Annotated in this window: 8 protein-coding genes; 2 read left to right on the forward strand and 6 right to left on the reverse strand. The window is 68.9% G+C overall.

The genetic code is table 11. From position 1 onward, the window contains the following. Positions 1 to 148: 148 nt before the first annotated feature. Together M5D76_RS06355 and M5D76_RS06360 are read left to right on the forward strand one after the other, a co-directional pair. Positions 149 to 3,091, forward strand: a complete 2,943-nt coding sequence (locus M5D76_RS06355) for an InlB B-repeat-containing protein (protein WP_248922548.1) — start codon at positions 149 to 151, stop codon at positions 3,089 to 3,091. Positions 3,092 to 3,238: 147 nt separating this feature from the next. Next, positions 3,239 to 6,124, forward strand: a complete 2,886-nt coding sequence (locus tag M5D76_RS06360; protein WP_248922549.1) for an InlB B-repeat-containing protein — start codon at positions 3,239 to 3,241, stop codon at positions 6,122 to 6,124. A 79-nt stretch (positions 6,125 to 6,203) separates the two neighbouring features. On the opposite strand, the gene M5D76_RS06365 is transcribed toward M5D76_RS06360, so the two are convergent. The 6 genes from M5D76_RS06365 to uppS all read right to left on the reverse strand — a co-directional run bounded on the left by M5D76_RS06365 (position 6,204) and on the right by uppS (position 13,492). Further along, the gene (locus tag M5D76_RS06365; protein WP_428847248.1) at positions 6,204 to 7,913 is read right to left on the reverse strand and encodes a proline--tRNA ligase; all 1,710 of its coding nucleotides are present in this window, start codon (positions 7,911 to 7,913) and stop codon (positions 6,204 to 6,206) included. Between the two features lie 154 nt (positions 7,914 to 8,067). Next, positions 8,068 to 9,153, reverse strand: a complete 1,086-nt coding sequence (gene ispG / locus M5D76_RS06370; protein ID WP_248922551.1) for a flavodoxin-dependent (E)-4-hydroxy-3-methylbut-2-enyl-diphosphate synthase — start codon at positions 9,151 to 9,153, stop codon at positions 8,068 to 8,070. 41 nt (positions 9,154 to 9,194) lie between these two features. Further along, entirely contained in the window at positions 9,195 to 10,565 is a 1,371-nt protein-coding gene (locus M5D76_RS06375; RefSeq protein ID WP_248922552.1) for a M50 family metallopeptidase, read from the reverse strand. 4 nt (positions 10,566 to 10,569) lie between these two features. Next, on the reverse strand, positions 10,570 to 11,769 hold the full coding sequence (gene dxr / locus M5D76_RS06380; RefSeq protein ID WP_248922553.1) for a 1-deoxy-D-xylulose-5-phosphate reductoisomerase: 1,200 nt from the start codon (positions 11,767 to 11,769) through the stop codon (positions 10,570 to 10,572). Further along, entirely contained in the window at positions 11,766 to 12,710 is a 945-nt protein-coding gene (locus tag M5D76_RS06385) for a phosphatidate cytidylyltransferase (protein ID WP_248922554.1), read from the reverse strand. The genes dxr and M5D76_RS06385 overlap by 4 nt, the downstream gene beginning before the upstream one ends. Further along, the gene (gene uppS / locus M5D76_RS06390; protein ID WP_248922555.1) at positions 12,707 to 13,492 is read right to left on the reverse strand and encodes an undecaprenyl pyrophosphate synthase; all 786 of its coding nucleotides are present in this window, start codon (positions 13,490 to 13,492) and stop codon (positions 12,707 to 12,709) included. The genes M5D76_RS06385 and uppS overlap by 4 nt, the downstream gene beginning before the upstream one ends. Positions 13,493 to 13,494 lie beyond the last annotated feature (2 nt).

A 13,494-nucleotide genomic window follows, 5' to 3' on the forward strand; every position in this document is an offset into this window, starting at 1 on the left:
GCACGCGCCGCGCGCAACCGAATACGGGTCAAAACGTCTCATTTGTCCGCCGCACCACTGAGCAGGCATTCTCCTCGCACGGCACCCTCGCCTATACTTTGAAAGATACACTGTCGACAGCGACGTATGCAAAGCAGAGGTGTGCGCCATGAGACACACGACGACGCGCAAGGCACTGTGCGTGCTCTTCTCGCTCACGCTCGTCATCGGGCTCTGCCCCGCTCCCGCGCGCGGCACGTCCGCGGCCGAGAAGAGCGAACCCACGTCTGCCGCGGCTGAGCCATCGCAAGAAACTACTACCGCAGCCCCCGCCGACGAGGCTGCGACGGCCACACCCGCGTCGACCGACGACGAGACGCCCTCGGCCCAGACGACTGCAATGCTCGGGCAAGGTGCGGCAAACGGCGCCCAGCAGGCCGACCCCATGGCCTCGGCGGCCGAGCCCGCAACCCAGCAGACGAATCCCGTGACCCCGGCACCTGGCGCCACAACCCAGCAGGCCGAGGCGACCACCGAGGGCGACGACCCCGACCTCCAGGCGCAATCCGGCAACCTCGCGCCGCAAACCGACGACCTCGCCCCGGGCGAGACCAAGACCGTCTCGCGCTCCTCGACCACGGCTGCCTTCAACGTCGCCGGCGCGCAGAACACGGCCACGCTCGCCGACACGGGCCTCTATGAGCTCAAGGTAAAGGGCGCCAAGGGTGGCCAGGCGGGCGACGGCTGCAACGGGTCCGGCGGCATGGGCGGCAGCTCCATTGCAGTCACACCACTTGACCCAACCGACCTCAGCGTCGTCACGGGCGGTGCCGGCAAGAGCGAATACCCCCACTACACCAGGACTCCGGGTGGCGCCAACGGCGGTGGAGACGGCGGCGCAGGAGCAAAGTTCAACAGCTACTTCGGCGGCGGTGGGTCTGGCGGCGGCGCCAGCCACATCGCAACCACAGACGGAACACTCGCGAGCTTCGGCTCGACCGAGGGAGTGGACTCCTCGGTGCTCCTCGTCGCCGGCGGAGGCGGAGGGGGCGGGACCGGCTGGGCCGGCGGCTCCGGCGGCGGTGCAGCCGGAGGCAACGGCACGCGCGCCATTGAAAGAAATGTGTACGGTTCCGTGTACGGCGGATCACAAGTCGCTCCCTCTGGCTCAGGCGTCATCGGCCAGGGCGCTGCGGGTGGCAACGGACGCGCCAACACGAGCGGCGGTGCCGAGGGACACGGCGGCGGCGGAGGCGGCTACTGGGGCGGCGCGGCTGTCATCGAAGACGGCAAGTGGACCAAGTCCAGCGGTGGCGGCGGTTCCGCCTTCATCAACGAACGCTTCATTGCGGGCGAGAAGAGCGCCGACGGCGGCTCGATGACCCGCGACGGGTCCATGGTCGCCCTGACGCTCGCCGGCACCAACGACGCCGCCGGCACGGCCTCCGTCAGGTACCTCGCCAGCGTCATCACGCTCGACGCCGGCGAGTCCGCTGCCACGACCGGCAGCGCCTACATCTACGCCGCCCCCGACGTCGACGAGTACCACCTCGACTACTCGATCACGGGCCTCGGCGACCAAGCAACCACCATCACGATCCCAACGCGCCCAGACGCCCAGTTCCTCGGCTACTACACCGAGCGCGCGGGCGCAGGCACCTGCTACGTCAACGATGCGGGCACCATCAAGTCAGGCCTCTTCGACCTCGGCTCCACCACCCTCTACGCCCGCTGGGGCCACAAGGTAAACTTCGACGCCAACGGGGTCGAGACGACCTCCTTCCCCGAGGGCCAGGTCGTCGACGACGGCGGCAGCGCGACCGAGCCGGCCGAGCCGACCTCCGTCATGCACGACTTCAAGGGCTGGTCCACGAGCCCGAGCACGTTCACGGAGTACGACTTCTCCACCACGCTCACGAACAGCGAGCCGATCACCCTCTACGCGTTCTGGTCGCCGCACGTCGAGTTCGACCTGCAAGGACGCGGCGGCGCAATCGACCCGCAGTTCCTCCAGAAGGGCGAGACGGGCCAGAAGGCGCAGCGCCCCGAAGACCCCACCGAGACCGGCTACACCTTCGGCGGCTGGTACACCCACCCCTCCTGCGCCGACGAGTACGCCTACGACTTCGACGAGGCCGTCACGACCGACACAACGCTCTACGCCAAGTGGTCGGCCAACGAGTACACGGTCGAGTTCATCGACGGCGAAACCGTGGCCGGCACGGAGGACTTCGTCTACGACTCAGCCGAGAAGAGCCTCCTCACGTCCGAGGAGCTGGGCCTCTCACGCGAGGGCTGGACCTTCGCCGGCTGGCGCCGGGGCGACGCGCTCCAGGTCGACTACACCGACGGCGAGTCGGTGCGGAACCTCTCGACGGTCACCGGCAAGATCGAGTTCCACGCCGTGTGGCAGCGCCCGATCGAGTTCCACGCCGCAAGCATTCCGGCCCTCACGACGGACCTCGAGACGGCGGCGTCGCTCGCAACCCACTCATCATCCGACCAGACGCTCCCCCAGCTCACCGACGGGGCCACCTACTCCTCCGTCACGGCGCCGATCCTGCCCACAAGCGGGTCCTGGCAGGGCGTCGGCTGGGTCGCGAGCGAGGTCGTCGCGTCGGCGGCCGACGTCGCGGCCGGCGAGTCCTTCATGCCCATGGCGACCGAGTACTTCGGCCTCTACCACCGCGAGCTGCGCCTCGCCTTCGACGGCAACGGCGCGACCTCGGGCTCGATGGACGACCTCGTCGACCTCCAGCGCATGAACGCCTCGGGCCAGATAACGAGCGTGACCTTCGTGCTCCCCCAAAACGACTTCGAGCGCGAGGGCCACAGCTTCCGCACCTGGGACCTCGGCGACCCCGGCGACGCCATTACGCTCAAGCCCGCCGCGACCGAAGCCGCGACCACGACCGCCCACGCGCTCTGGGACGAGCTCCCCGCGCCGGCAGGCCCGTCGCAGGCTCCCACGGAGGCGGCCAGCCCCACGGACCGCCGCTCGCCCTCCCCCGCCACGGGAGACGGTCCCACGTGGCCCGCGCCCCTCGCGCTCGCCCTCGCGACCGCCGCGATCGCCCTCGGCATCACGCGCCGCACCCGCCGCGAACGCTAGGCCGCGCCCTGCGCACGCGACCGATAAGGCCCCAAATTGATTCATCTACCTGCTTGCTCACCCGTCAGGGGTTCAACGACCAAGCGCCAGTCCCGTATACTTTGAGAGATAGGCGACCATCCCAGCGACGCGAAACCGAGGTGCGCCATGAGGCAGACCACGACGCGCAAGGCACTCTGCGTTCTCTTCTCGATCACCCTCGCCGCCGGACTCTGCCCCGCTCCGGCGCGCGGCACCAACGACGCCGGTCAGGGCGTAACCGACCCCTCCGCCACCGCCGACGGCGCGAGCACCGCACAGGAGACCAACGACACGCAGGCGCCAGACGACCCCCAGGCCACGAATGACGCAGCAGATCAGCAGGATGCGACCACCGAGAAGAGCGTGGACGCCGCACCCCTGAGGGACGACCTCGAGCCCACGCCCGCACTCGACCCCTCCCCGGACACGGAACCCGAGCCCGCGCCCGACCCCCTGCAGAACCTGACGCCGCAAGGCGAGACTGGCCCCTCGAACGACCTGGCACCTCAGGAGGAGCTCGAGGCGGCGTCCGACCTCACGCCGCAGGCGGCCGAGATCGTTGATGGCGAGTCCGCCACAATCTCGCGCACAAGCGGCGCATGGTCGTCCTCTGCGGGCGGAACCCAATACCAGATCACGTTTGCCGACCAAGGTGTGTACACGATCAGCCTCACGGGTGCCGAGGGCGGAGGGAGCAGCGGAGCAGCCGCAGGCGGTACCACAATAGGTGCCGTCACATTTGCTGCCAACACAGTTGCATATGCCGTCACCGGTGGAGCAGGGGAAAACCCGGCAGACCTCACACCGACTGGAACGCCAGGCAGCGGCGGCGCAAACGGCGGTGGCGCCGGCGGAAGTGGCTCACGATACGTCACAGACAGACAAATGAAAAACGGTGGCGGTGGCGGAGGCGGCGCAACTCATATCGCGATTGCCCCGCGCAGCCTTGTTGAAGTCCTCAGCTCGGGAGACGCAAACGTGATCATGGTGGCCGGCGGAGGCGGCGGCTGTAGCGGTACCATACAAGGCGGCAGCGGCGGAGGCGCCACTGGCGGTAACGGCATAAACATCACATCAGGTGAAACGGTACCAGCATCAGGCACGCAGTCGAGCGGCCACGCACGTGGCCAGGGCGGCACTGGGGGCAACGGCAACGGCAGAGGCCAAGGCAGCGAAGGGCGCGGAGGAGGCGGTGGCGGCTACTATGGTGGCAAAGCCGTCTCCACCACTCACAACGCCTCAGGCGCCGGTGGCTCGGGATTCCTGAACGAGTCGTTCTTCTCTCGCGGCACGAAGTCAGCGGATGGCGGAGACATCGAGAAGGACGGCTCGTGGGTTGCCAACACGCACATGGGTGGCGGGACCGGTGACGGCACGGCCTCGGTCTCCTACCTCGCGAGCATCGTGAACCTCGACAGCAAGGCGGCCGTTCCAGGCACGGACATGCTCTTCTCGGCACCGCTGGTGGACACCTACTACACGGCGTACTCTATAGACGGGCTTGAAGGCGCAACCGACAAGATCGAGCTGCCGCAGATGGACGGCTGGAAGTTCAAGGGATACTACACGCAGCCCGACGGCCAGGGCACGCGCTACGTCGAGGAGGACGGGAGGATTGTCGACGGGCTCTATGGCGAGGGGTCGACCACGCTCTACGCCCTGTGGTGGCCGGTCGTGCACTTTGACGCAAACGGCGTCACGACGACGAGCTTCCCGGCCGACCTTGACGTCGAGACAGGCACGAGCGCAGACGAGCCCACCCGCCCTGCCGCGACGGGCACGACCTTCAAGGGATGGTCGACCAACAAGAGCACGTACCAGGAGTACGACTTCTCGCATCCCGTGACGGAGCCCCTCACGCTCTACGCGTTCTGGACGCCCCACGTCGAGTTCGTCATGCACGGCCATGCCCAGGAGATCGCCCCGCAGTTCCTGCAGAGCGGACAGGCGGCAACGGAGCCGGAGGCTCCGACGGAGACCGGCTACACCTTCGAAGGCTGGTACACCGACCCCGGCTTTGCCCCCGAGGCAAGGTACGACTTCTCGAAGCCGGTGACGTCCGACGTGACGCTTCACGCCAAGTGGTCGGCGAACGAGTACACGATCGAGTTCGTCGACGACGGAAGGGTCGCCGGAACCGAGGACTTCGTCTACAACGACGCCGAGAAGCCCCTGCGCACCGCGAGCGACCTCGGCCTCTCGCGCGAGGGTTGGACGTTCGCCGGCTGGCGCTCGACGGGCGCGCTCCAGGTGGACTACGCCGACGGCGAGGAGGTCCGCAACCTCTCCACGGAGACCGGCACGCTCGAGTTCAACGCGGTGTGGGAGCGTGACGTCACCTTCCACCAGGCAAGCGCCGCCGACCTCCTCAACACGCTCTCCCCCGCCGCCGAGGCGAGCGCCTCCCAGGCGACGGCCGTGCAGCAGCTCACGGACGGCGCGTCGTACTCGTCCGTCACGGCGCCGCTGCTCGAGACCGTTGGCAGCTGGACGCCCATGGGATGGTCTGCAGACACGGCCGCGACGACGATGTCGGACGTGACGCCCGGCGCGGCCTTCACGCCCATGACCACCGAGTTCTACGGCCTCTACCGGCGCACGATCCGCCTGGCATTCGACGGCTCGGGCGCCGAGTCCGGCGAAGTCGAGGACATGACGGAGGCCCAGCACATGAACGCCTCGGGAGAGCTGACGAGCGCGACCTTCGAGCTGCCTGCGAACGCCTTCGAGTATGCAGGCCACAGCTTCCGCGCGTGGGACCTTGGCGCGCCCGGGGACGCCGTGACGCTCAAGCCCGCCGCGGCCGAGAGCCCCAACGTGACCGTGCACGCCCTCTGGGACGAGCTGCCGGCGGCCGCGGGAACAAGCCAGTCCGAGGACGCGCCCGGAGCGCGGCGGGGCGCGACGCCCAAGACGTCCGACCCGACCCTCCCGTACGCGGGCGGGACCGCGGCGCTCGCTCTTCTCGCCATGGGAATTGGCGCCTGGCGTCGCAGGAGGAGCCAGAGGTAGGCACGCGAGTGGCGTCGAGAAGAGCAAGGCCCCGGGCGCAGAAGCGTCCGAGGCCTCGATTGCGTGATGTCAAGTGGGGCTACGAGCGCTGAGCCTTGACCTTCTCGGCGACGAGGCGAGAGACCTCGTCGATGGAGACCTCGCTGCGCTCGCCCGTGGCGCGGTCCTTGAGCTCGACGTTGCCGTTCTTGATGGCCTTCTTGCCGCAGACCACCTGGTACGGGAAGCCCATGAGGTCGGCGTCGTTGAACTTGACGCCGGGGCGCTCCTTGCGGTCGTCGACGACGACCTCGATGCCGGCCTCGACGAGCTCGCCGGCGATGCGCTCGGCGACGGGCCAGCAGACGTCGTCGTTGACGTCGAGGGGCACGACCTCGACCTCGAAGGGAGCCACCGAGACAGGCCAGGCGATGCCGTGCTCGTCGTGGTGCTGCTCGACGATGGCCGCGAGCGTGCGCGAGACGCCGATGCCGTAGCAGCCCATGAGGAAAGGCTTCTCGCGGCCGTCCTCGTCGGCGAAGGTGGCGCCCATGGCCTCGGAGTACTTGGTGCCGAGCTGGAAGACCTGGGAGACCTCGATGCCGCGGGCGCCCGAGAGGGGCTTGCCGCACGTGGGGCAGACGTCGCCGGCCTTGGCGCAGATGACGTCGACCCAGGCGTCCTCGGCGATCTCGAAGTCGCGGCCGGGGTGGGCGTGCAGCAGGTGGGCGTCGGCCTCGTTGGCGCCGACGGTCCACCACTGGGCGTCGCGCAGGGCGACGTCGACGCAGACGCGGACGCCCTCGGGAAGGCCGACGGGCCCGATGTAGCCCTTGACGAGGCCAGCCTGCTCGAGCTCCTCGTCGCTCATGAGGTGGTACTCTCCGAAGGCGTGCTCGGCCTTGACGTCGTTCATCTCGTGGTCGCCGGGGACGAAGACCACGGTGGGGCGACCCTCGCCGTCGATAAGGGCGAGCGCCTTGCGCGTGGCCGCCTCGGGGATGGAGAGGAAGCGGGAGACGTCCTCGATCGAGGCGCAGCCCGGGGTCTCGACGCGCTCGAGCTCGCCGGCCTCGCCGTCGACGACGTTGACCGCGGCGCTGGCGGCCTCGGTGTCGGCCGCGAAGCCGCAGTCGTCGCAGTAGACGAGCTCGGCCTCGCCGGAATCGGCGATGGCCATGAACTCGACGGAGGTGTCGCCGCCGATCTGGCCGGAGTCGGCCACGACGGGCAGGGCCCTGAGGCCGACGCGCTCGCAGATGCGGGCGTAGGCGGCCTTCTCCTGGTCGTAGCACTCCTGCAGGGACTCCTGGGTGGCGGAGAAGGAGTAGCCGTCCTTCATGATGAACTCGCGCCCACGCATGAGTCCGAAGCGAGGACGAAGCTCGTCTCGGAACTTGTCCTGGATGTGGTAGAGGGTCAGCGGGAGCTGCTTGTAGCTGCGCAGCTCGTTGCGGACGAGGTCGGTGAAGGTCTCCTCGTGGGTGGGGCCGAGCGCGAACTCGTGGTCGTGGCGGTCGGTGATGCGCATGAGCTCGGGGCCGTATGCGTCCCAGCGGCCGCTCTGGTGCCAGAGCGCGGCGTCGGTGAGGATCGGGGCGAGCATCTCCTGCGCGTCGATGGCCTCCATCTCGTCGCGGATGACGTCCTCGATCTTGCGCAGCGAGCGCCAGGCGAGCGGCAGGTAGGAGTAGAGGCCGGCGGCGCCGCGGCGGATCATGCCGGCGCGCAGCAGCAGGCGGTGGCTCGCGAGCTCGGCCTCGGTGGGGTCTTCCTTAAGCGTCGGGGCGTAGAGCCGCGACATCCTCATGTACTTTCTCAACGTGAATCCTCCAACTCATGGGTGCACAAGCGTGAAAAACTATAGTCCAGCGAGGGCGGTCGCGCAGGCCACGAGGTGGCCTTGGAGGAGAAAAACATGCTTCTCTCCCCCGCCGCGGGCGCGGGCGTGCGGCCGCGGGCGGCTAGGCGCGCTCGCCGAAGCGGGCCTCGATCTCGGCGAAGAGCTCGTCGACCATGTCGCCCTCGGCGACGTTGCGAATGCGCTCGCCGTTGGCGAAGAGGATGCCCTGGCCGCGGCCGCAGGCGATGCCGAGGTCGGCGTCGCGCGACTCGCCGGGGCCGTTGACGACGCAGCCCATGACAGCGACCGAGATGGGCGCCTTGACGCGCGCGAGGCGACGGGAGACCTCCTCGGCGATGGGGATGAGGTCGACCTGGCAGCGGCCGCACGTGGGGCAGCTCACGAGCTCGGGGTGCAGGCGCCTGAGGCCGAGGGCAGAGAGCAGGTCCCAGGCGACGTTGACCTCCTCCACGGGGTCGGCCGTGAGCGAGAGGCGGATGGTGTTGCCGATGCCCTGCTCGAGCAGGATGCCGACGCCGGCGCAGTTCTTTACCGTGCCCTGGCGAAGCGTGCCGGCCTCGGTCACGCCGACGTGCAGGGGCACGTGCGGGAGCTCGCGCGAGAGCGTGCGGTAGGTCTCGAGCGTGGTGGGTACCGAGTGGGCCTTGGCCGAGAGGACGACGTCGGTGAAGCCGCGCGCCTCGAAGTGCTCGATGTGCGAGACGGCCGAGGCGACGAGCTTCTCGGGCAGGGTCATGTCGTCGCGCTCGTCGAAGGCGCGGTCGAGCGAGCCTGCGTTCACGCCGACACGGATGGGGATGCCCGCGGCGCCGGCCTCGTCGATCACGGCGTCGACGCGGTCCCAGGAGCCGATGTTGCCGGGATTGATGCGCAGCCCCGCCGCACCGCGACGGGCGGCCTCGATGGCGAGGCGGTGGTCGAAGTGGATGTCCGCGACCACGGGAAGCGGGCTCTTCTCGCAGATCTCCTGGAAGCCGTCGAGCACGTCGGGCTTGGGGATCGCGACCCGCACGATCTCGCAGCCGGCGTCGGCGAGGCGGCCGATCTGGGCGAGCGTCGAGGCGGGGTCGTCCGTCTTGGTCGTGCACATGGACTGGACCGAGACGGGCGCGTCGCCGCCGATGGCGACCGGTCCGACGTGCACCTGGTGCGTGAGCTCGCGCGGGAGGGTGTTGCTGCTTGTCATGGGTACCACCTTGGAAGTGCGTGCTTGGACGGGAGTGCCGTCTAGAAGAGCAGGCGGAAGATGTCGTTCTTCAGGGCGAACACGAAGATGAACAGGAAGAAGGCGAGGCCGGCGTAGCTGATCCAGTTCTGGACGCGCACGGAGAGCGTGCGGCGGCTCACGAGCTGGATGACCTCGACGAGGATCTTGCCGCCGTCGAGCGGCGGGATGGGAAGCAGGTTCATGAAGCCGAGCGACATCGAGACCATGGCCACGAAGAGCATGAGGTCGATGGGGCCGGACGCTGCCGCCTGGCTGGCCGCCGCCGAGATGCCCACGACCGACGAGGTGTTCGAGAGGGTCTCCATGGTGTGCTGCGGCATGATGAGGCGAGCGGCGAAGGTCGCGACCGTGGCGCCGTAGTTGAGGGCCGCCATGGCAGCGTCGCCGACCGGGACCGGCACCATGCGCGTCTGCGCATTGACGCCGAGCACGGGCTTGCCCTCGCCCTCGGGGCGCACGACGTGGGCGACTGCGGTCTGGCCGTCGCGCACGTAGGTAACGTCGAAGTCGCCGCCGGCTGAGAAGGCCTGGTCGATGGCCTCGACGACGCCCTGCCAGTCAGAGCAGTCGCGCTCGCCGATGCGCACGATGGCGTCGCCCGCGGCGAGGCCCGCGCGCTCGGCCGCGCTTCCGGACTCAACGCCGCCGAGGACGTTGGAGTTGACGATGGTCGCCACGCCGACGGTCGAGAGCGTGGCGGTCACGATCACGAAGGCGAGCAGGATGTTCACGAGCGGGCCAGCCAGAAGGATGACGACGCGACGAATGAAGCCCATGCCAAGGTAGGTGTGGGAGCGCTCGGCGGAGAGGGCCTCGGCGGGGTCGGCGGCGATCTGGTGCGGCTCGCCCGCGGCCGTGGTGCCCTCGGACTCGAAGTCGTGGCCGGCGTCGTACTCGGTCAGGTGGTTGGCGTCGCGCTCGAGGGTCTCGAAGGCCTCGGGCCAGTCCCTCTGCCCAGGCTCCTCGCCCTTCCCGGCGTCGTAGTAGGGCCTGATGGACGCCCAGTCGGCAAGCGTCACGAGGAGCGTGAGCGCACGCTCCTCGTCGATGGCGAGCTCACGGGCGACCTCGGCAATGGTGACGCGGCCGCGGCGCTGCACGAGGTCGAGGCAGTCGGCGAGGCGGTCGTCGTGCTCGCCCTCCATGCCGCAGATGCGGTTGTAGCCGCCCAGCAGGATGGGCGTGACGCCGAACTCGGTGCCGTAGGCGCGCGACTTGCGGAAGAGGCGCTTGCGGCAGGGCATGCCGAGGTAGAACTCGGTCACGCGGACGCCGAACGCGCGGGCCGCCAGGAAGTGGCCGCCCTCGTGGACGACGACAAGAAGCGACAGGACGACGAGGCCCCAGAATATCGCGGACACGACGGCCATGGCGCTACCTGCTGATCCTGGCGAGCGCGCGCGACGCGGCCTCGCGGGAGCGGGCGTCGACCTCGTGGAGCTGCTCGAGCGACTCGACGGGGTCCGGCTTGGTCTCGTTCATGACGGAGCGCACGACCTCCTCGATGTCGAGGAAGTTGCAGCGGTCCTCGCGGAAGGCGAGGTTGGCGACCTCGTTTGCGGCGTTCATCGCGCACGGCATGATGCCGCCCTCGCGGCCCGCGCGCTTGGCGAGCGCAAGGCAGCCGAAGGTGTCCTCGTCGGCTCGGTCGAACGTGAAGTTGGGCGCGCCGCAGTAGTCGACGCGGTCGGCCGGGCTGTCCCAGCGCTCGGGGTAGCTCAGCGCGTACTGGATGGGAATGCGCATGTCAGAGGGCCCGAGCTGCGCCTTCACGACGCCGTCGGAGAACTCGACCATCGAGTGGATCATCGACTGGCGCTGCACGAGGACGCTCACGTCGTCGACGTCGACGTCGAAGAGGTGGTGCGCCTCGAGGACCTCGAGGCCCTTGTTCATGAGCGTGGCGGAGTCGATCGTGATCTTGGCGCCCATCTGCCACGTGGGGTGGCGCAGGGCGTCGCCCGCCGTGACGTTCAGGAGCTGCCGGCGGCTCATCCCGAAGAACGGCCCGCCCGAGCACGTGAGCCAGATGCGATGGAGGTCGCTTCTCCTCTCCCCCACCAGGCACTGGTAGATGGCGCTGTGCTCGGAGTCGACGGGGATGAGCTGACCCGGGGCCACGAGCGGCATGAGCAGGTCGCCGCCGACGACGAGCGACTCCTTGTTGGCGTAGAGCAGGGTCTTTCCGGCCTTGAGCGCCGCGTAGCCCGCGTTGATGCCCGCAAAGCCGACGACCGCGGAGACGACGCAGTCCACGTCGTCGCGCAGGCAGATCTCCTCGAGGGCGTCGTCGCCGACGAGAAGGTCGCAGCCCGCGGGCAGCGACTCGAGCGCGGGGTCCTTGGCGTGGCGCTCGTCGGTGACGGCCACGACCCTGACGCCGTGGCGCTCGGCCGCGCGCGCCACGAACTCGGTCGAGCTGCGGACGGCGAGGCCGACGACCTCTACCTTGTCGGTGTGCTGACGGCAGACGTCGAGCGTCTGCATTCCGATGGAGCCGGATGCCCCGAGCACCACGACGCGAATGGGCCTCTTGCGGCTCGACGTTGGCGCCGTGTCCTCAAAGATGTTCAAGCAATGCCCCCTAGGTGGAGAATGACGTACGCGACCATGCATCCGAAGAGCATGGAGTCGGACCTGTCGAGCAGGCCCCCGTGACCCGGCATAATGTCGCCGGAGTCCTTCACGCCGACGCCGCGCTTGATGCGCGACTCGAAGAGGTCGCCCACGACCGACACGACGCCGACCAGGACGCCTGCCACGAGGGCGACGGGAAGCGGCAGGCGCCAGAGGCCGATGAGCCAGAGGATGACCCACACGAGCACGCAGCCCGCAAGACCTCCCCAGAAGCCCTCGACGCTCTTGTTGGGCGAGATGCGCGGCGCCAGGCGGTGGCGACCGAAGCGCGAGCCGACGAAGTAGGCCGTGGCGTCGCTCACCCAGACCGACGCCATGCAGCCAAAGGTCAGAAGGCCGCCGACCCAGCTGGCGTCGCTCGACCTCAGGAGCGTGACGCCGCAGAAGAGCAGAGACGTGTAGACGGGCCCGAAGGCCGTCACGGCGACGTCGGCGATGTTGGCGCGCGGCGTGAAGACGTACCAGATCGCACAGCCGGCGAGAAGGGCGAACGTGACGTAGAGAAGCATGCCGTCGATGGGAAGGACCGACGCGACGGGATAGGCAATTGCGACGGCGAGGCCGAGGATCTCGTTGGGCATGCGCCCGGCCATGCGGCTCATCCTGAAGAACTCGGAGCAGCACAGCCACGCCATGGCGCACACGAGCGCGCAGGTCGCCCACGTGCCCAGAAACAGGCAGCCGACGACCACGACGGAGTAGATGAAGCCCGAGGTCGTGCGCGTCAGCAGCTTCTCGGTCCACCCGCGGGCGCGCTGGCCACGCAGGTCGCCGGCGGCGCGCTGCTCCTCCTTCGACTCGCGCTTGCGCTCGAGCCGGGCGATGCCGCGCTCGAGCCCCTGGGGCGTCTCCTCGTCTCTGCTCTCGGGGGCCGTCACTTCGCCTTGACACCCCCAAAGCGGCGGTCGCGCGACTGGTACGACCTGACCGCGCGCAGGAACTCCCAGCGCGAGAAGTCTGGCCAGTAGAGGTCAGTCACGTAGAACTCGGTGTAGGCGAGCTGCCACAGCAGGTAGTTCGACAGGCGCATCTCGCCCGAGGTCCTGATGAGCAGGTCCGGGTCGGGAATGCCGGCCGTGTAGAGGTTGGCCGAGAAGAGCTCCTCGTCGATCTCGTCGGGCGACAGGTTCCCCATGGCCGCGTTCGCGGCGAGGTTGCGGGCGGCGCGCACGATCTCGGAGCGCGAGCCGTAGTTCACCGCAAGGGCGAACGTCATGCCCGTGTGGTCGCTCGTCTCGTCCAGGCCGCGGAAGAAGACCTCGCGGGTCTCCTTGGGCAGCGCCTCGAGGTCGCCCAGGAAGCGCAGCCTCACGTTCTCCTGGTGGAAGAGCGGCATCTCCTTCATGAGCGTGGTCGCGAAGAGGTGCATGAGAAGGTTGACCTCGCGCTGGGGTCGCTTCCAGTTCTCGGTGGAGAACGCGTAGCACGACAGGGCGTCGAGGCCGAGCCTGACGCTCGTGGTCACCGTCTCGCGCAGCGAGTCGACGCCGGCGATGTGGCCCTTCGAGCGGTCGAGGCCACGGCTCTGCGCCCAGCGGCCGTTACCGTCCATGATGAACGACACGTGCCGCGGGATGCGCGTGAGGTCGACGTCGTCGAGCGCTATGTCGTCGGGCGCGTCGGAGAAGTACTCCCTCAGCGCGGTTTCGTCGAACGTCAAGG

Origin of the sequence: Olsenella intestinalis (assembly GCF_023276655.1) — a bacterium.
Classification (GTDB): domain Bacteria; phylum Actinomycetota; class Coriobacteriia; order Coriobacteriales; family Atopobiaceae; genus Olsenella_J; species Olsenella_J intestinalis.